This is a genomic window from Sphingobium sp. MI1205 (assembly GCF_001563285.1).
In the GTDB taxonomy this organism is placed as follows: domain Bacteria; phylum Pseudomonadota; class Alphaproteobacteria; order Sphingomonadales; family Sphingomonadaceae; genus Sphingobium.
This window is the reverse complement of the sequence record NZ_CP005188.1, coordinates 1,145,148-1,162,624: the sequence shown is the minus strand read 5'-3', so window position 1 is coordinate 1,162,624 and position 17,477 is coordinate 1,145,148. Positions and strand designations below refer to the sequence as shown.

At 60.2% G+C, this 17,477-nt stretch carries 21 protein-coding genes; 8 read left to right on the top strand and 13 right to left on the bottom strand.

Translation table 11 applies throughout. The features are described 5' to 3' along the window. Nucleotides 1-36: 36 nt before the first annotated feature. On the top strand, nucleotides 37-942 hold the full coding sequence (locus K663_RS05590; protein ID WP_062115178.1) for a LysR family transcriptional regulator: 906 nt from the start codon (nucleotides 37-39) through the stop codon (nucleotides 940-942). Here the strand turns inward: K663_RS05590 and queA are convergent. From queA to K663_RS05565, 5 genes are all read right to left on the bottom strand, one after another. Beyond that, on the bottom strand, nucleotides 912-1,940 hold the full coding sequence (queA, locus tag K663_RS05585) for a tRNA preQ1(34) S-adenosylmethionine ribosyltransferase-isomerase QueA (RefSeq protein WP_062115175.1): 1,029 nt from the start codon (nucleotides 1,938-1,940) through the stop codon (nucleotides 912-914). The genes K663_RS05590 and queA overlap by 31 nt on opposite strands. A 93-nt stretch (nucleotides 1,941-2,033) precedes the next feature. Next, nucleotides 2,034-2,783: a peptidylprolyl isomerase gene (locus tag K663_RS05580; protein WP_062115172.1), complete on the bottom strand. Its 750-nt coding sequence runs from the start codon at nucleotides 2,781-2,783 to the stop codon at nucleotides 2,034-2,036. A gap of 93 nt (nucleotides 2,784-2,876) precedes the next feature. Next, nucleotides 2,877-3,389 carry a pantetheine-phosphate adenylyltransferase gene (gene coaD / locus K663_RS05575; RefSeq protein WP_062115169.1) on the bottom strand — a complete coding sequence of 171 codons (513 nt, stop codon included), beginning with the start codon at nucleotides 3,387-3,389 and terminating at the stop codon, nucleotides 2,877-2,879. 3 nt (nucleotides 3,390-3,392) lie between these two features. Next, nucleotides 3,393-4,301: a polyprenyl synthetase family protein gene (locus tag K663_RS05570; RefSeq protein WP_062115166.1), complete on the bottom strand. Its 909-nt coding sequence runs from the start codon at nucleotides 4,299-4,301 to the stop codon at nucleotides 3,393-3,395. An 11-nt stretch (nucleotides 4,302-4,312) separates the two neighbouring features. Next, entirely contained in the window at nucleotides 4,313-4,573 is a 261-nt protein-coding gene (locus tag K663_RS05565; protein WP_062120401.1) for an exodeoxyribonuclease VII small subunit, read from the bottom strand. A 170-nt stretch (nucleotides 4,574-4,743) separates the two neighbouring features. Between K663_RS05565 and K663_RS05560 the strand changes: the two genes are divergently transcribed. Continuing rightward, entirely contained in the window at nucleotides 4,744-5,127 is a 384-nt protein-coding gene (locus K663_RS05560) for a hypothetical protein (RefSeq protein ID WP_062115163.1), read from the top strand. A gap of 60 nt (nucleotides 5,128-5,187) precedes the next feature. On the opposite strand, the gene K663_RS05555 is transcribed toward K663_RS05560, so the two are convergent. Beyond that, nucleotides 5,188-5,550 (bottom strand): DUF805 domain-containing protein, encoded by a 363-nt coding sequence (locus tag K663_RS05555; protein ID WP_335339086.1) that lies wholly within the window; start codon nucleotides 5,548-5,550, stop codon nucleotides 5,188-5,190. Between the two features lie 178 nt (nucleotides 5,551-5,728). On the opposite strand from K663_RS05555, the gene purL reads away from it, so the two are divergent. Beyond that, the gene (gene purL, locus K663_RS05550) at nucleotides 5,729-7,906 is read left to right on the top strand and encodes a phosphoribosylformylglycinamidine synthase subunit PurL (protein ID WP_062115155.1); all 2,178 of its coding nucleotides are present in this window, start codon (nucleotides 5,729-5,731) and stop codon (nucleotides 7,904-7,906) included. Nucleotides 7,907-7,953: 47 nt separating this feature from the next. On the opposite strand, the gene K663_RS05545 is transcribed toward purL, so the two are convergent. Continuing rightward, the gene (locus K663_RS05545) at nucleotides 7,954-8,724 is read right to left on the bottom strand and encodes a methyltransferase domain-containing protein (protein ID WP_062115152.1); all 771 of its coding nucleotides are present in this window, start codon (nucleotides 8,722-8,724) and stop codon (nucleotides 7,954-7,956) included. A 61-nt stretch (nucleotides 8,725-8,785) separates the two neighbouring features. On the opposite strand from K663_RS05545, the gene K663_RS05540 reads away from it, so the two are divergent. The 3 genes from K663_RS05540 to bfr all read left to right on the top strand — a co-directional run bounded on the left by K663_RS05540 (nucleotide 8,786) and on the right by bfr (nucleotide 10,896). Further along, the gene (locus K663_RS05540; protein ID WP_062115150.1) at nucleotides 8,786-10,030 is read left to right on the top strand and encodes a DUF418 domain-containing protein; all 1,245 of its coding nucleotides are present in this window, start codon (nucleotides 8,786-8,788) and stop codon (nucleotides 10,028-10,030) included. 56 nt (nucleotides 10,031-10,086) lie between these two features. After that, on the top strand, nucleotides 10,087-10,257 hold the full coding sequence (locus K663_RS23230; protein WP_083535837.1) for a (2Fe-2S)-binding protein: 171 nt from the start codon (nucleotides 10,087-10,089) through the stop codon (nucleotides 10,255-10,257). A gap of 159 nt (nucleotides 10,258-10,416) precedes the next feature. Beyond that, nucleotides 10,417-10,896, top strand: coding sequence for a bacterioferritin (gene bfr, locus K663_RS05535; RefSeq protein ID WP_062115147.1), 480 nt, complete (start codon nucleotides 10,417-10,419; stop codon nucleotides 10,894-10,896). Between the two features lie 33 nt (nucleotides 10,897-10,929). Here bfr and K663_RS05530 read toward each other — a convergent pair whose 3' ends face one another. Beyond that, on the bottom strand, nucleotides 10,930-11,337 hold the full coding sequence (locus K663_RS05530) for a (deoxy)nucleoside triphosphate pyrophosphohydrolase (protein WP_062115142.1): 408 nt from the start codon (nucleotides 11,335-11,337) through the stop codon (nucleotides 10,930-10,932). A 79-nt stretch (nucleotides 11,338-11,416) separates the two neighbouring features. Here K663_RS05530 and K663_RS05525 point away from each other — a divergent pair, with 79 nt between their 5' ends. Together K663_RS05525 and K663_RS05520 are read left to right on the top strand one after the other, a co-directional pair. Beyond that, nucleotides 11,417-11,602, top strand: coding sequence for a Flp family type IVb pilin (locus tag K663_RS05525; RefSeq protein WP_062115139.1), 186 nt, complete (start codon nucleotides 11,417-11,419; stop codon nucleotides 11,600-11,602). A 133-nt stretch (nucleotides 11,603-11,735) separates the two neighbouring features. Next, nucleotides 11,736-11,897: a Flp family type IVb pilin gene (locus K663_RS05520; RefSeq protein ID WP_037461945.1), complete on the top strand. Its 162-nt coding sequence runs from the start codon at nucleotides 11,736-11,738 to the stop codon at nucleotides 11,895-11,897. 80 nt (nucleotides 11,898-11,977) lie between these two features. On the opposite strand, the gene K663_RS05515 is transcribed toward K663_RS05520, so the two are convergent. The 5 genes from K663_RS05515 to K663_RS05495 form a co-directional block, all read right to left on the bottom strand. Then, entirely contained in the window at nucleotides 11,978-13,453 is a 1,476-nt protein-coding gene (locus K663_RS05515) for a M48 family metalloprotease (RefSeq protein ID WP_145902241.1), read from the bottom strand. A 75-nt stretch (nucleotides 13,454-13,528) separates the two neighbouring features. Then, complete coding sequence (locus tag K663_RS05510; protein WP_062115137.1) at nucleotides 13,529-14,473, bottom strand: acetyl-CoA carboxylase carboxyltransferase subunit alpha; 945 nt, start codon at nucleotides 14,471-14,473, stop codon at nucleotides 13,529-13,531. Nucleotides 14,474-14,484: 11 nt separating this feature from the next. Then, nucleotides 14,485-15,402, bottom strand: coding sequence for a tyrosine recombinase (locus tag K663_RS05505; protein WP_062115134.1), 918 nt, complete (start codon nucleotides 15,400-15,402; stop codon nucleotides 14,485-14,487). Nucleotides 15,403-15,406: 4 nt separating this feature from the next. Continuing rightward, nucleotides 15,407-17,209 (bottom strand): hypothetical protein, encoded by a 1,803-nt coding sequence (locus tag K663_RS05500; RefSeq protein ID WP_062115131.1) that lies wholly within the window; start codon nucleotides 17,207-17,209, stop codon nucleotides 15,407-15,409. A gap of 3 nt (nucleotides 17,210-17,212) precedes the next feature. Further along, complete coding sequence (locus tag K663_RS05495) at nucleotides 17,213-17,401, bottom strand: hypothetical protein (RefSeq protein ID WP_062115128.1); 189 nt, start codon at nucleotides 17,399-17,401, stop codon at nucleotides 17,213-17,215. Nucleotides 17,402-17,477: the final 76 nt, after the last annotated feature.

The following is a 17,477-nucleotide window of genomic DNA, read 5'->3' as shown; positions in this document are numbered from 1 at the left end:
ATTGAATTGGCTAGATCAAATGTATAGTTTCTATCTATGATCGAACGTTATCTTCTGCGCTATTTCCTGGCGGTGGTGGATCAGGGGAATTTTTCCCGCGCCGCTGCCCATTGCCATGTGTCGCAGCCCACCTTGTCTATCGGAATTGCGAAGCTGGAGCGGATCGCGGCCGCGCGTCTCCTCATCCGCAACAATCAACGGGTTGAACTGACGGCGGCAGGCACGCGGCTGATGAACCACGCGCGGCGGATCGAACGTGAATTCAATCTGGCCGAGCAAATGGCGGCCGCACAGACAAGCGGCGCGCCGCTGCGCATCGGCATCCTCAACAGCATCGCCGGGGACATTCTGGCGCGCGCAATCGCAAAGGCTGGAATGAGCACGGATGGCGTGATCGAGTTCCTGCCCGGCAACGAGCGGGAATTACTGGGGCGGCTGGACAATGGCAGGGTCGATTTGGCGCTGACCCTGTTGCGGGAAGGGACCGACAAACACGAGCGGGTGATCATCGACGAAGGCTATGGCATTGCTCTATCAGCCGCCCATCCGCTAGCGGACCGCGAAGAAATCGCGGCGAAAGAAGTGGCATTCGATGCAATGATTGTCCGCAGGCACTGCGAGGCACTTTCTGCGACAAGCCGCCATTTCGTGGCGCGCGGCATACGCCCGCATTTTACTTTCCGGTCCACCAACGACGAGCGGGTTATGCAGATGGTCGCGGCGGGACTGGGACTCACTGTGATGCCCATGTCCTATCGCTGGCCCGGCATGGCGCGAGCAAAGCTGAAGGATTTTGGTCAGCGACGGAAGATCGGCTTTCTCCGGGGATCGGGCGTTGAAGAAAAAGGGGAATGGGCCGCAAAGATCATAACGGCGATCGAACAAGCTTTGCGCGATGCCGCCTCCAAAGATCAGGGCAAGAGGAGCGAGGAGTCGCCGTAGGAATAGAAGCGGTAGCCTGTCGCGATGGCATGAGCGTAGGCCGCCTGCATACGATCGCGGCCCATCAAGGCACTTACCAGCATGAACAGGGTCGAGCGCGGCAGATGGAAGTTGGTCATCAATCCGTCGATCGCGCGGAAGCGATAGCCTGGCGTGATGAAGATACGCGTCTCGTCAGCGAACGGCCGGACCAAGCCGTCCGCGTCACTTGCGCTTTCCAGCAGACGCAGGCTGGTTGTGCCGACAGCTATCAGGCGACCTCCCTTTTGCCGGGCAGCGTTCAGTCGGTCGGCGGTCACCTGATCGATCCGGCCCCACTCCGCATGCATGCGATGGTCGTCCGTGTCATCCGCCTTCACCGGCAGGAATGTTCCCGCCCCGACATGAAGGGTCAGTGTTTCTGAGGCGACACCCGCATCGGCCAATGCCGCCATGAGTTCGGGCGTAAAGTGCAGCGCCGCAGTCGGGGCCGCGACCGCTCCATCTTCCCGGGCGAACATGGTCTGATAGTCGCTGCGGTCACGGGCATCGGTAGGCCGTTTGCTGGCAATATAGGGTGGCAAGGGCATACGGCCCGCCCGCTCCAGCAGCAGCTCGACAGGTTCTTCCCCTTCGAAGGTCAGCGTGACGCCGCCTTCCTCGTCCCGCAAGCCGGCGAGCGCCGTGACACCCTCGCCGAAATCGATCCGATCACCGTGGCGCACCCGTTTGGCGTTGCGCAAAAAAGCCTGCCATTGCCGCAAGCCGAGCCGCTTGTGCAGAGTCGCGCCTACCTTCGCATGGCCCCGAATGCCCTCAAGCTGGGCAGGAATGACTCTGGTGTCATTGAATACCAGAACATCCCCGGCGCGAAGCAGCGAAGGGAGATCGCGAACGCAATGATCGCGTAATGGCGCATCGCCCGAAACCAGCAGAAGCCGCGCAGAATCGCGCGGCGACGCCGGCCTCAGCGCGATATTCTCGGAGGGCAGATCAAAATCGAAAAGATCTACGCGCATGCGGGCGCCGTCCACGAAAGCCGAGCGTCATGTCGTTGGCGGTCTATCCCGCAGGACGCAGAAACAGGTTGCAAGCAATAAATAGAAACCGGCCTATCTCTTCTTCGGCGCGACCGACTTATTTGCGGTGGCAGGGGCCACGATCGATGGTGCAGCAGGCCCGGGCAGCGCCGTCACCGGCGCCTTGCCGTCGCTTTCGATCGAAGCCTGAAGAATCGTCGTCGGATTGGCTGGCGGCTCTCCGGGCGCAATCGTATCGACATGTTGCATACCTTCGATCACGCGGCCGAAAACCGTATATTTCTTGTCCAGTTGCATGCGCGGCAGGAAGAGGATGAAGAATTGGCTGTTGGCGCTATTGTCATCCTGTGCGCGGGCCATGGACACCGTGCCTCGCAGGTGGGGCATGGGATTGAACTCGGCCTGAAGGTCCGGCAGCGAAGACCCACCGGTGCCGTCGCCTTTCGGATCACCGCCCTGCGCCATGAAGCCGGGGATAACCCGGTGGAATTTCAGGCCATCATAAAAGCCCTGACGCGTCAGTTGCTTGACGCGCTCAACATGCTGCGGCGCGATGTCGGGCCGCAACTGGATGCGCACCCGTCCACCGGTCGACAGATCGAGATCCCAGACATTCTGCGGATCGACCGGCACGGTTGCAGGAGGCAACTGAGCCGCCGGGTCCTGCCCCAGCGACTTGGCATTTTGTTCGGCGCGCGCTGCGGCCTCCGCCTTCTTCATCTCTTCGCCCTTGGCGCCGCCGCCCTGGGCCAGCGCCACGCCACCGGTCGCGTAGAGAGCGACAGTTATCGCCACGGTTTTGAACGCCGAACTGAACCGCATGGATGAGCTTTCCCTGATATCTTAAGCCTGGTGGCGAAGCTGCCCTGATAGCGCGCTCTTGGCGATTGGCAACTGAACGAAGGCTGAGCGCTTTTATTCTCCGCCCTTCTGTCCCACTTCCTGAACGCGCTTAACGACTTCCTGGCATATCGTGGAGCTAACGAACTTGTGGATCGGGCCGCCATACAGCGCGATTTCCTTAACCAGGCGGGACGCGATCGGCTGAAGCGACACGTCCGCCATAAGGAATACGGTTTCTACGCGTGGATTGATCTGCTGGTTCATCCCCGCCATCTGATATTCATATTCGAAGTCCGCGACAGCGCGCAGGCCCCGGATGATGACGCTGGCGCCCTGCGATTCGGCAAAATCCATCAACAGCGAATTGAAACCGGTGACGACAATTTCGGTGTCGATTCCGGCGCATTCGCGGCGCACCATCTCCAGCCGCTCGTCATCCGAGAACATGGGCGACTTGGCGATGTTGGTGGTGACCCCGATCACCAGCTTGTCCACCAGCTTCGCGCCCCGGCGGATAATGTCCATATGTCCCAAAGTGATCGGGTCAAACGTGCCGGGATAGACCCCCACCCTCTCCTTGCTCATGCCCTACCGGTCCCTTTCCACGATATAGTCAGCGATCGCCCGCAGCAGGTCAGCTTCCTCGCCGAACGCATGGAGATGCGCCTTGGCCTGCTCGACCAGCAAGCACGCCTGAGCGCGCGCGCGCTCTACCCCCAGTAGCGAAACGAAGGTTTCCTTCCCCGCCGCTGCGTCCTTCCCCAATGCCTTGCCAGCGAGCGCGGCGTCGCCCTCCACATCCAGTAGATCGTCGGCAATCTGGAAAGCGAGGCCTATGTCGCGCGCATAGCCATGCAGACTGACGCGAGCATCTGGGGGGATGCGCGCCATGATGGCGGCAGCATCCACGCAAAACCCTATAAGCGCGCCTGTCTTGAGCTGTTGAAGCCGGGTGACGGTGGCAAGGTCGAAGCTCGCTCCTTCCGCTTGCAGGTCCATCATCTGCCCGCCCGCCATTCCGGCGGGACCGCTGGACAGGGCAAGCGCCTTCACCAGCTCGACACGGACGAAGGGATCAGCGTGGGTTTGCTCGTCGGCAAGCACTTCAAAGGCCAAGTCATGCAGACAATCGCCCGCAAGTATAGCGGTCGCTTCGTCAAACGCCTTGTGTATCGTCGGCCTGCCCCGGCGTATATCGTCATCATCCATCGCAGGCAGGTCGTCATGCACAAGCGAATAGACATGGATACATTCGACGGCGAGCCCGACGCGCAGCGCCGATTCGCGGGATATATTGAAAAGATCACCCGCCGCCTGCACCAGCAGTGGTCGCAATCTTTTGCCGCCGCCGATCGCGGCATAGCGCATCGCCTTATACAGGCGGGCGCGCGGATCGCCCGGAACGGATAGCAGCAGATCGAAAGCGTGATCCACTTCGGCAGCGACCGCAGCGGCGCGGGTGGCGATCAGCGTCTTGCCAGAGGCGACCCCCTCCATGACCACCGCGCTCAATCGGCGCCGAACGGCTGAGCGCCCGTGACGGCGCCGGTCGTATCAATCGTCAGCTTCTGGATGCGCGCCTCCGCCGCCTGCAGCCTTTCCAGGCAGCGTTTGCGCAGTTCCTCGCCCTGCGCGTAGAGAGAGATCGATTCATCTAGCGGAACATCGCCGCTTTCCAAACGGCGTACGATCGTCTCAAGCGCACGCAGCGCATCCTCAAACGACAATTGGGACAAATCGTCCTGTTCAGTCTTGCTGTCCTCGGCCATGATGTCTGCATTGGCGGTGCCTGCCAGCCTGGTCAAGTCCGCACCGTGCAAGGGTAGCGATTCCATTCCCTTTCGTCACGAAAGCGTCATGAAAGACGACAAGAGGCTGGCGGAATTTAGGCACTTTTGCGTTGACGCTTACGTCGCCAAGTGCACATAGAAGGATCGCTATGAAATATTATATCCCCCTGATTTCCGCCATGGCCCTCAGCCTGCTGTCCGCCTGCAACAACAATGACGAACCAGAAGTCGTCGGCGGCCCCGCCGATCCGATGGCCGAACGGCTTGCAAACGCCGCACCCGTGGAACTGCCGCCTTCAGTGAAGGAAAGCCATCAATATCGCTGCAAGGACAACAGCCTGATCTTTGTCGATTTCATGAGTGACGACAAAACGGTTAACCTGCGCACGGAAAAGGACGGTTCACCCACCAAGCTGGTCGCCGCCGCGCCGGGCGAGCCCTTTACCGCTGAAGGCGGCTATTCCATCGAAGGCGCTGGCAAACAGATCACCGCGACACTGCCAGGCAAGAGCGCGCTTAGCTGCAAGGCCTAAGCCTCTTACTTCATTCGCTTCCGGCCGGGCCCCTTTGGAGCCCGGCCTTTTTCATGCGCTTCAGGAGCGGGCGAATTCGGGCTCGCCCGCCTCAACAGGGTCTGGACCAAAACGGTTGGGGCCTCGCGTCCCGCTCATTATGAAAAAGACCAGCAGGACTAGGCTGCCGATAAGCGGGACGAACATTATCAGCAGCCAAAAGCCGCTGCGCCCCGTATCGTGCAGCCTACGCACGGCGACGGCAAGCCATGGAATGAGCATCGCCAGCCCGAAAAGGCCGGTCAGTGGCCCGCCGCGCGTTCTGTAACCGGTGTCGAACCACCATTGCCCACGCTGCGCCCAATGTTCGGTGGTGCTAAGGCCCAGCACACCCTCGACCATGCCGATCGCGATAAAGCAAAGCAGCAGGAACAGGATGAACATCCAATATTCCCTCGGCCTCGATCGCCCGGAAAAGCGAGCGTAGCGCCGCAGGGGCAACAACATCCATCCCATCTTCCGCACATCCCCTCAGTTATCCAGCGCATGAAGATAGCATGTTTTTCCGACTTGCGCTGGCCAAGGATTGTCTATCAGACGCGCCCCGGCTAAAGGCCCGCTCATGTCAACCGCAGCTCCTCAGATCACCCCGGAAATCATCGCCGAACATGGCCTGTCGCCGGAAGAATATGATCGCGTTCTGAACGCCCTCGGTCGCGAGCCGAATCTGACCGAACTCGGCATCTTCTCGGTCATGTGGTCCGAACATTGCAGTTATAAATCCAGCCGCATCCATCTTAAGAAGTTGCCCACGGAAGGGCCCCAGGTCATTTGCGGACCGGGCGAAAATGCGGGCGTCGTCGATATCGGCGACGGGCAAGCGGCGATTTTCAAGATGGAGAGCCACAACCACCCAAGCTACATCGAACCCTATCAGGGCGCGGCGACGGGCGTGGGCGGCATCCTGCGCGACGTCTTCACCATGGGCGCACGGCCAGTGGCGAACATGAACGCGTTGCGCTTTGGCCGCCCCGACCATCCGAAGATGAAGCATCTTATCAGCGGTGTGGTGCATGGCATCGGCGGCTACGGCAATTGCGTGGGCGTGCCGACCGTTGGCGGCGAGGTGAATTTTCATCCCGCCTATGACGGCAATATCCTGGTCAACGCGATGACCGTGGGCGTGGCGGACACGAACAAAATCTTCTATTCGGCGGCATCTGGCATCGGCAATCCGATTGTCTATGTCGGATCGAAGACTGGGCGTGACGGCATCCATGGCGCAACCATGGCATCGGCCGATTTCGGCGACGACGCCGACGCCAAGCGTCCGACGGTTCAGGTGGGCGACCCCTTCACCGAAAAGCTGCTGATAGAAGCCTGCCTGGAGTTGATGGAGTCCGACGCTATTGTCGCCATTCAGGACATGGGCGCAGCGGGTCTTACTTCCTCCTCCGTGGAAATGGCGTCGAAGGGCGGCGTTGGCATCCAGCTCAACATGGACGATGTGCCGCAGCGTGAAACTGGCATGACGGCCTATGAGATGATGCTGTCGGAAAGCCAGGAGCGCATGCTCATGGTGCTTAAGCCCGGCAAGGAAGCCTTCGCCGAAGCGATCTTCCGCAAATGGGAACTGGATTTCGCGGTGATCGGCCATGTGACCGACACGGGCCGCATGGTGCTTGTCCATCATGGCGAAACCGTTTGCAACATCCCGCTGGCGCCATTGGCTGATGATGCGCCGCTCTACGACCGCCCAGCCATGCCAAAGGACGAGTATAAAGTCTGGGCAGGTGTGAAGCCATTGGGTGAAATCGCCGAAAGCAAGGACATTGGAGCTGACCTCGTCAAGCTCATGGGATCCCCGGACGTCGCTTCGCGTCGTTGGATCTGGGAGCAATATGACCATATGGTTGGCGCCGATACGGTGCAGCGCCCTGGCGGCGACGCAGCCGTCGTGCGCGTCCACGGTTCTCAGAAGGGCATCGCGATCAGCACCGATTGCACTCCGCGCTACTGCTATGCCGACCCTTATGAGGGCGGGAAGCAAGCCATTGCGGAATGTTATCGCAACATCAGCGCGGTGGGCGCACTGCCGCTGGCAGTTACCAACTGCCTGAATTTCGCAAATCCGCAGCGGCCCGAAATCATGGCCCAATTTACCGGCTGCCTTGATGGCATGGGCGACGCCTGCCGCGCGCTCGATTTCCCGATCGTGTCGGGCAACGTCTCGCTCTACAATGAGTCGAAGGCGACCGGCGGTGGCTCGGCCATCCTCCCTACCCCGGCGATCGGCGGCATAGGCCTCCTCAAGGATATCGACGTCATGGCGACAGTCGCCTTCAAGAGTGAAGGCGAGGCCATCTGGCTGATCGGCGGAGAAGGCACCCATCTGGGCCAGTCGATCTGGTTGCGTGAGATCGCCGGGCGAGAAGCAGGCGATGCGCCCAAGGTCGATCTGACCGCTGAACGCACCAACGCCGAATCCGTCCGCACACTGATCGCATCGGGCAAGGTAAGCGCGGTCCATGATATTTCGGACGGTGGTTTGCTAGTTGCGGTGGCGGAAATGGCCCTGGCTGGCGGAATCGGGGCTGAACTGGACATTACGCTCACCACCGCTAGGGCGTTCGGCGAGGATCAAGGCCGCTATCTGGTGACCACGGCTTCCGACGCTGAAGTTTCCGGCGCAGTGCGGATCGGGATGACCGGCGGCGACAAGGTGGCCGGTGTCACGCTCGACACCCTTCGCACCTCCCATGAAGGCTTCTTCCCGAACCTGATGGATTCCGAGCTCTGATTAACACTGCTTCCTCATGCTGAACATGGTCGGCATGAGAGCAGGTTTTAGAGCGAGGGGCGGGTAATCCGGCCGAACAGCACCTGGTAGCTGTCATCGCCGCCAGCCTCATCAAATGCTGTCATCACCCGACGCAATTCCTTGGGTGAGAGCGGCTTTTTGCCGTTATGGGGGACCACGGCGCCAATCCCCTTGAGATGCGCGATCAGCCCGCGAGCGCCATCGCATCGCAACGGATAGAGTTCATCGAAAGCGAAGGCATCCTCATAACCGTTCAGAACGGAGCGCAGGTCGGCCAGACTTGGATAGGCAGGTACGCCAGCAACCAGTCCACAATCCACATGCGCCTTTCGCCAGTTGTTGAAGCTCCCCTCGCCCATGGTGGAAAAGATGAGACTGCCGCCCGGCCGCAACAGGTTGGCTTGCCGCGCCAGCGCCTCCGGCAAGTCATCGAACCATTGAAAGGCCAGGTTGGAAAGAATGAGGTCGAACCATTCTCCCTCGAATGGCGGAGCCTCTCCATCCATCGCGAGGAAGGTGCCCGCGACGAGGGCGCCCTTGGCCGTCCTGGCCAGCATCTCGGGCGACAGATCGGTGACAATCAATTCCGCGCCAGGCCAGCGGACCTGAATGTCCCGGGTCAGAAATCCCGTGCCGCAGCCTATTTCCAGAATGCGGTGCACTCCGCTGGGCTTCTGCCGCTGCGCAAGTTCCCCGACCAATGCCGCCGCCGCCCGCTGAGGTCCGGCATGATCATCATAATGATTCGCCGCCGCGCCGAAGGCATCGCTTATCCGTTGCTTGCGGTCGCTGTTCATGGCTAGTCGCATGGCAGAGCGAAGCCCGCTTTGCCAGTGCCTTTGAGGGAACAACCACCGCATGACCGCCTGTCCATCCCGCATCGCCGCCATGGATGTGTTGCGGGGATTCGCCGTGATGGGCATATTGTGGATGAACATTAGCGCCTTCGCGCTGCCCGAGTCCGCCTATATCAATCCCATGGCGGTGGGGCCGCTGTCATGGGGAGACCGGCTTTTTTGGCTGGTGAGCTTCCTTTTCTTCGATGGCAAGATGCGCGCACTTTTTTCCATGCTGTTCGGCGCCTCCATGCTGCTTTTGATCGACAGAGAAGAGATGGCAGGACGCAATGGCCTCCGCGCTCAGCTTATCCGAACGGGCTGGCTATTCATATTCGGTCTCGCCCATTATATGCTGCTCTGGTCGGGCGACATCCTGATGAACTATGCGCTGGTCGGACTGGCAGCGCTGCTGTTTATCCGCAAAGAGCCGCTGTCTCTTCTGAAATGGGCGTTTCTCTGCTTCTTCGCGCATTTTCTGATCTGCGCAGCCTTCGTCCTCAACCTCTACGGCTGGGCTTATGCTGCAATGGCTCCAGACGCCCCCATCCACATCCGGGAGGGTTTTGCTCAATTTACCGGTTCTTTCATCAATCCTAATGATCCCGCCATCCGTCAGGAGATCGCCACCTATCGCAGCGGCTTCGGAACGATCCTCGCCCATCACGTCGACGTTTATGCCAGAAACTGGTGGTGGACATTTCTGTTCACCGCGTTCGATACCCTGGGTTTCATGTTGATGGGCATGGCAATGCTGAAGGGCCGGTTTCTCACCGGCCGCTGGCAAGGGGGTCAATATTGGCGCACCGCGCGCCATTGTTTCCTTATCGGCTTGCCACCCATGGCTGCTTTGGCCGCTTGGCTCGCTTTGCGCGACTTTCCAGCGCTACCGACGCTGGGGATCGCGCTTGCCTGGTCCTTTCCGTTTCGAATCCCCCTGGCAGTCGGCTGGGCAGCATTGCTTCTCTGGCTATTCTCGCGATACGAGAATCTCCGGCTGATGACAGCTATCGCGCGGACGGGCAGGCTGGCGCTGAGCAACTATCTCGGCACCAGTCTCATCATGTGCGCCATCTTCTATGGATGGGGCTTTGGCCGTTTCGCCCAGATCCGCCCCGCAGCGCTGCCAGTGCTGGTATTTTGCGCCTGGTTAGCGATGCTGATCTGGTCGACTGCGTGGCTATCGCGATTCGCGATCGGTCCGATGGAGTGGCTTTGGCGCAGTTTGGCACGAGGGCAACCGCAAAGGATTCGCAACAGCAGCTAGAATACTATTGCGACCCATTATCACTTACGCTATCTCTCGATTCTAGGGAGAGCGTCATGGTCGTGTGTGTTTGCAATGCCATTCGGGAAAAAGATCTGAAGGAAGCCGTGCGTGGCGGCGCAGATACTCCCTGCAGCGCATATGCCCGATTAGGCCGTCGTCCCAAATGTGGCCAATGCGTCTCCTTTGCACGCACGCTCATCGCCGCTGAGCGCGCGACTGCCTGACACTATTGAGGATCAGCCTCAATTTGATGGCCCCACCAATCGCGAAGCCGACGCAATAGCGCGCTCTAAAAGCATCGGATTTCCAAGGCTTTCCGGTTAACATGAGGCTGAAATATGCCTATAGTTACGGCTTCATTCCAATAAGCCGGAGCAAGCGCCATGAAGGGCGACCCCAAAGTCATCGATTATCTGAACGAGGTTCTCAAGAATGAGCTGACCGCGATCAACCAATATTTCCTGCACTACCGCATGTTGGACCATTGGGGCGTCGAAAAGCTCGCGAAGTTCGAATATGAAGAATCCATCGACGAAATGAAGCACGCCGACAAGGTGGCTGAGCGAATCCTCTTCCTGGACGGCCTACCTAATTTCCAACTGCTCGGCCGGTTGAAGATCGGCGAAACGGTAGAAGAGGTGCTAAAAGCCGATCTTGAGCTGGAATATGAAGCGCTTCCCGTCCTCAAAGACGCGATCGCTTATTGCGAAACAGTCCGCGACTATGTGAGTCGCGACCTGTTCCAGTCGATCCTCGAAAGCGAGGAAGAGCACGTTGATAGCCTGGAAACCCAGTTCGAAATGATCGAACGCATGGGAATCCAGAACTATGTACAACTGCAGAGCAAGGCGGCTGAGGACTGAACTGGCGGGCGGGCAATCCCGCCCCTCAGCATTTCAAATCAGCGAATCAAGCAGGCCGATCAGCGGCAGATCAGCCGGCGGCATTTCCAGCGCGAACATCTGGCTGGGCTTGGCCCATTTCAGTTCGGTGGCGTGTCGCGCTTCTGGCAAGCCCTCCCATTTCCGGCACACATAGAGCAACAGCAACAGGTGGCGCTCGCCGAGCGCTTCGCTCGCAAAAGTTGCGGGCGCGAGGCAACTGGCGTGGGTTCGGATGCCCAGTTCTTCTTCCAGTTCACGGATCAGCGCGGCTTCTGGCGTTTCCCCGCTTTCGACCTTCCCACCAGGAAATTCCCAAAGGCCCGCCATCGCTTTTCCGGGAGGGCGTTGCTGGAGCAGCACCCGGCCATCGGCATCGACCAGCGCGGCAGCAACCACGAATAGTGGAGAAATCGTCGTCATATTCGCCCAGCAAAGGAGTTTGTTAACCCCGGCTCTTTTACAAGGCCAAGCGTGGCTGTCTGCAAGAAACGGTGGTGAAATGCGCGGTTTAATCGAAAGCATATCCCGATCGGGACTATGGCAGTGTCAGCGGGGCGCCACCGCGGTTGAATACGGCCTTATCCTGGCGCTGGTCTGCCTAGCCATGATTAGCGCCCTGTCCAATGTGGCCGACAAGACGATCGGCATGTGGAACAATGTCGCGACAGAAGTTCTCGCACATTAACCATCTATATCTAACACATCCTTCGATCCATTAAATCTTTGTCAACCTAACGTGCATAAACCGTCCATTGCTGACCTAATTCCAAGCGGGGCGGCCGGGTAGTAATTGGGAATTCAAGTCAAGGAGACTTCAAATGCAGTTCGTGCGTAAGATGCTGAAGAACGAAAAGGGTGCAACGGCCATCGAATACGGCCTCATCGCGGCTCTGATCGCCGTCGCCGCCATCGGCGCGATGACCAGCCTGGGCGGCAAGCTGGGCAACACCTTCAACAATGTTTCGGGCAATCTGAACTAAGCTCGAATCTGTTGTGAATTAAAGGGCGACGGGAGCAATCCCGTCGCCCTTTCTGTTTGGGCGACGGGCACCCTTGATGGTCAAACGACGATCTTCACGCGCTGTCCCGGCCGCAGAACGCTTTGCGAGTTAAGGGCATTGAGCGTCAGGAAGCGTTCCAGCTGATGATCAGCATAAGCCATGCGTTGGCTGATCGACTGAACCGTTTCGCCTGCCTTAACGGTCACGACGCTGACACGGCGCGGCTTGATCACCGCAGTTTCCTGGGTCGTGAGGCGCTGCACCGACTGCACCATCGATGTGAAGGGGCCTATGCCTTGCCCCGCCGCTGTCAGCAGGAGGAAATGATAGGCTTTCCCGCCACCAAAATCATAAGCGAAAACGGTCGCGTCAACCTGGCTGGACTGGGTGTTCGCACGAATGGTTCGCCAAGCAGTAGGTATGCCGTTCACAGTCGTCCGATGCACCTCTCCTGCAGGAACCTGGGCGTTGCTTCCGGCTACTTGCGCGAAGACCGAGTCGATATAGGCCGGAAGGTTCCCGGAATAAGCCCCTCCCGAGAATTGGGCCTGGCCACCAGAGCCCGTCACCGACACAGCGTCGGCAGCATTTTCCATACCGAAGCCGGAAGGGGCAGTGAATGCGAGGCGCAGGTCAGGGTGACGAAAGATGCGTCCATCAATAACGCCTTGCCGCGGATCGTCGCCGTAAAGGAGGCCGTCCACCATATTAATGAACGCATCCTTGTTACGTGCGTCGGGGCGGACCTTCTGTCCAGATGCGTTCCGGGCTGCACGCCCTACGCGCGAAGCTGGATCGGGGTGAGTACTGGCCCATTCTGGTAAGGACCGGGCGTTACCAGACATGCGCGTATCCAGATTGCTCTGAGCGGCGAGAGACGCCAGCATGGACGACAGCGCGCGCGCATCGTAACCGCCCGCCGCAAGGTAACGGATGCCCAGATCATCCGCCTCATATTCTTGCGAACGGGAAAATTTGAGGGTCAGCAACTGGCTGCCCTTGCCGATTCCTTTTTGCAGCAAGCCCGCAAAACCTGAATCGCCAAGCAAGGCTCCGGTAAGCACCTGCAGGAGCGTGCCGCCGATAGCATTCCGCTGCGCCGCCTGGTGCCGCCGCTGACCATGACGGGCCGCGACATGGCCTACTTCATGGCCCAGAACCGCCGCCAGTTCAGCTTCGTCATTCATCAATGCGACGAGTTGGCGAGTGACGTAGACATAACCGCCCGGGATCGCGAAGGCATTGTTTACGGGCGAGTTTACCAGCGTAACTGTAAAGTCGCTTTGCGCATTCGACAGGCCGGACTGTACCGCTATGCGGCGGCCGACGGTTTCCACATATTTCGCCTGAGGTCCGGCATAGGCGCCGCCCAATTCATTGAGCAGTTGCGGATGCTGTTTCGCCCCGCTCGCCTTGTCTTGTGCGCTGATTGACGAAACGGTCTGGATCGCGCGTTGCTGGCCGAGCACCGATGGCGTGGCGAAAGCGGCAACCAGTCCGGTCGCACCGCATATACACGCTATTCCCCTTTTCACGGCTCCTCCCACATGCTCATCCTGTTACCGCTACGTAACGAGATTGGCGACAGCATGTTCCCGAAAACGCGAAGATCAGGCTCCGATCGCCAGGAATTTGTCGGCGCGATCGGTTCGCAAATCCTGCGGACCGAGGCCCGCGAGCAAATCCAGTTCTTCGCCAATCGCCGCGCCCAAGCTCGCGATCGCCTGCACAGGTTCCCTGTGTGCGCCGCCGGCTGGTTCGAAGACGATGCGGTCGATGACGCCCAGTTCCTTAAGATGCTGCGCCGTCACCTGCATCGCCGTAGCGGCATCGCTCGCCCTGTTGGCGGTTCGCCAGAGGATCGACGCACATCCCTCTGGAGAAATGACCGAATAGACCGCATGTTCGAACATCAACACACGGTTGGCAGCCGCGAGCGCCACTGCTCCACCCGAGCCACCTTCACCCACCACGGCGGCGATCATCGGCACGCCGAGCGCCAGGCACTGCTCGGTCGAACGGGCGATTGCTTCGGCTTGTCCACGCTCTTCCGCCTGAACGCCGGGGAAAGCGCCTGACGTATCGACCAGCGTAACCACAGGCAGTCCGAAACGGTCAGCCAGTTGCATCAGGCGGATCGCTTTGCGATAGCCTTCGGGCTTCGCCATGCCAAAATTGTGACGAACGCGGCTGGCCGTATCGTCACCCTTTTCGTGACCGATCACCATGACGCGCCGTTCACCCAGCATCGCCAGGCCACCAATGATCGCCTGATCATCGGAGAAAGCTCGGTCACCAGCCAGCGGCATGAAATTATCGAACATGCCCGCGACATAATCCTTGAAATGCGGGCGATCGGGATGGCGCGCGACTTGCGTCTTTTGCCACGGCGTCAGCTTGGCATAGGTATCGACCAACAACTTCGCCGCGCGCTGCTCGAGTTTATCGATCTCGCCGCTGATGTCGATATCCCCTGCGCTGGCGGTCGCACGCAGTTCAATGACACGTGCCTCAAGCTCGGCGATAGGCTTTTCAAATTCCAGAAAACTAACCATGGCCGACGGCGTTAGGGCGCAGATGCTCCGTCGTCAACGGAACGATCGCGCATCGTCGCCAGTGGATGGCGACTGTTGACCAGTTCGACGAGACGGCGGCTATCGACATGTGTGTAGATTTGCGTCGTTCCAATGTCCGCATGGCCCAGCATAGACTGAAGCGCACGCAGATCCGCACCGCCCTCCAACAAGTGCGTGGCGAAGGCATGACGTAAGACATGGGGACTCGCTCGCTCCGGCGCGATGCCCGCAGCAGCGGCGAGTTCCTTCACCAACTGATAAAGGCGGATACGGCTGACATGGCTTTGGCCTGATGGAAAGAGCCAGGGGCTGTCGGCAGGCACATGGGCAAGCCAGGCGGCGACGGCGCCGCGAGCCCGATCGGAAATCGGCACCAACCTCTCTCGCCCGCCTTTGCCCTTCAGGATCAGGAAGGGCCGGTCAGCGGCAAGCGCCCGACGCGGCAGGGACACCAGCTCCGTTGCCCGCAGACCCGAACCATAAAGCAGTTCGATAAGGGCAGAAAGGCGCAGGTCCAGAGGCGCGGGATGCTCGACAGCCAGCTTCTGCGCGATCACGGTAAAAAGAGATTCGACCTCTTGCCCGGACAATATCTTGGGCAAAGGTCGTCGCGTGACGGGACGCGGCAATGCAGAGGATGGATTGTCGGCACGCAGCCCCTCCTCTTCAAGAAATGCATAGTAGGCACGAAGCGCCGAAGCCTTTCGCGCGACGGAGGAAGCTGCGAGGCTTGCCCATGAACTGGCTAATCCAGCAATGCCCCCCTTGGCAGCGCTAGAAAGGCCGTTCAGCAGGATCGCGGCCCCCTCAAGGTCGGCCCGATACGCAAGCAAGGTGTTGCGCGAAGCGCCACGCTCAGCCGCCATCATCTCCAGAAAGCGGTCGATAAGGGCGCTGTCCTCTCCCACGGCGTCAGGACCGGCTGATCGCCTCCGCCGCGATCATGCGAGCTTCGGGATCGAGCCCAACCCGATGCAGAGCCGCGACGATGTGATATAAATGAGCCGGCGGCAGGCGTTTCCAATCGCCAGTCTGCATACCCGCAGCCGCGAGCAACGCGACGGTTGCTTTCTCGCCCCGCGCCGCTGCCTGACCGATTGCCCGTGCCCAGCGACTGTTCGCCTTCAGGTTCAGCCCGTTATCCTGAGCCAAGGATGCGCTTGCCTGCGAATTGAGGCGGGCAAGACCTGCAAGGCCCGCGATCAGCATCTGACCCTTGCGGCCACCAGATCCCTCCACGAAGGAGGATATGCGTCCTTCACTGATATCGACGACGCTACTCGGCGCGCCCACGGCCAACAGGGCCCAAAGATCCCCAGCGCCCTCCCCCTCGGACTGCCGCACCACCCCGCTCCAGCGGGCGGCGTTACGGTCGTAACCGGCGGTCAGCATAGCAGCGACCAGATTGGTCACGTCCTGCGGTTCGACCGAACCGATCGGCAAGGCCGCGGCCGCGCGAGCGGTAGCGATCAACCCAACATAATCGGGCTGGGCATCGTCGCGCCATAATGTCCGCATTGCCTGAAGTCGTTCATCGACCGACGCGCCGCGATAGGCGGTCCGCAGGGCGTCAATGCGGTCGGCGACCTCGGGCGCGGCGTCGCCATCAGCACCCACTTGGCTGTAGAAGCCCACCAGCGCCTTGTTTGAAAACACACCCAACCGAGCTGCGACTTCGGCACCCGGCAGGCGGCGGGCAGCGCTCAGTGCGGGCGCACGCGCCTCCCACGCCCGGACATGCTGTCCTGCGGTAGCGTACAGCTTATCGGGAATTTCGACATTAAGGGCCGTCGCCAGTCCAAACCGCCAAGCCGTCAGCCGATCGACATCGTCCCATTCGATCTTGACCGAGCGCCGGGCATTGAAGCCGGTGCCCACAACCTTTTCCGCGAGGCGATAGTCGATCCCGCGCACCACTCCACGCCGCTGCGCCTGATTGAGCGTGGCGCTGGCCGTTCCCTGATCACCGGACAAAGCCGCGCAGATCGGACGGGTCATATCCCATCCCGGCTCCTTGCTGAAGCGGAGAGCGCCAGCCGAAAGCGGGCAAAATCCGGCGGGATCGGCTGTCGCCAGATAGGTCTGCATCGCCACCGCATAAAGCCGTGGCGTGAACTGATCCGAATCGACGCTTTGTACTAACAGCCGCGCACTGTCCGCCTCTCCCATCCGCAACAAAAGCCAGGCACGCTCGGCCACCCAATCCGCGCCATTGATATCGCGCGGCGTATCGGTCGCTGATAACAGGACGCGACGCAGCAGGATGGAGGCCCAGCGCGAGGTGATTGGCGCCCGCGTCTCCTTCATCAATGTTGCAAGAAAAAGGCCAGAGCGTCGGCCAAAAGCATCCGGCGCAAGCCCAAGCCGGGCCGAAGTCAGCGGCCCGACGCGATCCAGTGATCGACGCGCGCTTTCGGGCAAATCATATTTCTGCTTCTGCGCCGCCAGCTCTTCCTCGGACAACACATCCTCGGAAGCGTTGCCCACGGCGTTATCGATGGGCACAACAACAGCAGGCGGCAAGGGCTGAACCATCGGTGTCGGGACAGCCGGCGTTGCGGGACGGGCAGGCTGGGGCCCTGACGGAGCGGTGGGCGCTTCGCCAAAGCCGGGCGGCAGGAGCGATTCAGGAGCGTCCTGCGCGATCACCGGCAGCGCGAGAGCGAGCACAAGCGTCCCCAGCGCCCATTTCGCATTCACCCGGCTATGGCGCATGATTTATTTGCCCAGCTTTTCCGCGGGAATAGCCTTTTCCACGCGCTGCTGCGGCTGCTCCCCACCGCGCGACCAAAACAGCGCGACCAAGCCGGCCAGCAGGATGACCAGGACTATGGGAATGATGGGCAGGCGTGTCCCCCGACGGCGTGAGCTGCTTTCGAAGGTGCTGAAGGAACGGTTGCTTCTCATGGATCCTTGTGCGGCCTAGCCGTAAAGTTGAGGAAAGATGCGATTTGCCTCTGCGACGGGGGGATGTATAGCCCCC

Excerpts from the sequence above, each read along its gene's own strand:
- K663_RS05590 (WP_062115178.1), top strand. The coding sequence starts at position 37 with ATGATCGAACGTTATCTTCTGCGCTATTTCCTGGCGGTGGTGGATCAG.
- queA (WP_062115175.1), bottom strand. The coding sequence starts at position 1,940 with ATGCGCGTAGATCTTTTCGATTTTGATCTGCCCTCCGAGAATATCGCG.
- K663_RS05580 (WP_062115172.1), bottom strand. The coding sequence starts at position 2,783 with ATGCGGTTCAGTTCGGCGTTCAAAACCGTGGCGATAACTGTCGCTCTC.
- coaD (WP_062115169.1), bottom strand. The coding sequence starts at position 3,389 with ATGAGCAAGGAGAGGGTGGGGGTCTATCCCGGCACGTTTGACCCGATC.
- K663_RS05570 (WP_062115166.1), bottom strand. The coding sequence starts at position 4,301 with ATGGAGGGGGTCGCCTCTGGCAAGACGCTGATCGCCACCCGCGCCGCT.
- K663_RS05565 (WP_062120401.1), bottom strand. The coding sequence starts at position 4,573 with ATGGCCGAGGACAGCAAGACTGAACAGGACGATTTGTCCCAATTGTCG.
- K663_RS05560 (WP_062115163.1), top strand. The coding sequence starts at position 4,744 with ATGAAATATTATATCCCCCTGATTTCCGCCATGGCCCTCAGCCTGCTG.
- K663_RS05555 (WP_335339086.1), bottom strand. The coding sequence starts at position 5,550 with ATGTTCATCCTGTTCCTGCTGCTTTGCTTTATCGCGATCGGCATGGTC.
- purL (WP_062115155.1), top strand. The coding sequence starts at position 5,729 with ATGTCAACCGCAGCTCCTCAGATCACCCCGGAAATCATCGCCGAACAT.
- K663_RS05545 (WP_062115152.1), bottom strand. The coding sequence starts at position 8,724 with ATGAACAGCGACCGCAAGCAACGGATAAGCGATGCCTTCGGCGCGGCG.
- K663_RS05540 (WP_062115150.1), top strand. The coding sequence starts at position 8,786 with ATGACCGCCTGTCCATCCCGCATCGCCGCCATGGATGTGTTGCGGGGA.
- K663_RS23230 (WP_083535837.1), top strand. The coding sequence starts at position 10,087 with ATGGTCGTGTGTGTTTGCAATGCCATTCGGGAAAAAGATCTGAAGGAA.
- bfr (WP_062115147.1), top strand. The coding sequence starts at position 10,417 with ATGAAGGGCGACCCCAAAGTCATCGATTATCTGAACGAGGTTCTCAAG.
- K663_RS05530 (WP_062115142.1), bottom strand. The coding sequence starts at position 11,337 with ATGACGACGATTTCTCCACTATTCGTGGTTGCTGCCGCGCTGGTCGAT.
- K663_RS05525 (WP_062115139.1), top strand. The coding sequence starts at position 11,417 with ATGCGCGGTTTAATCGAAAGCATATCCCGATCGGGACTATGGCAGTGT.
- K663_RS05520 (WP_037461945.1), top strand. The coding sequence starts at position 11,736 with ATGCAGTTCGTGCGTAAGATGCTGAAGAACGAAAAGGGTGCAACGGCC.
- K663_RS05510 (WP_062115137.1), bottom strand. The coding sequence starts at position 14,473 with ATGGTTAGTTTTCTGGAATTTGAAAAGCCTATCGCCGAGCTTGAGGCA.
- K663_RS05500 (WP_062115131.1), bottom strand. The coding sequence starts at position 17,209 with ATGCGCCATAGCCGGGTGAATGCGAAATGGGCGCTGGGGACGCTTGTG.
- K663_RS05495 (WP_062115128.1), bottom strand. The coding sequence starts at position 17,401 with ATGAGAAGCAACCGTTCCTTCAGCACCTTCGAAAGCAGCTCACGCCGT.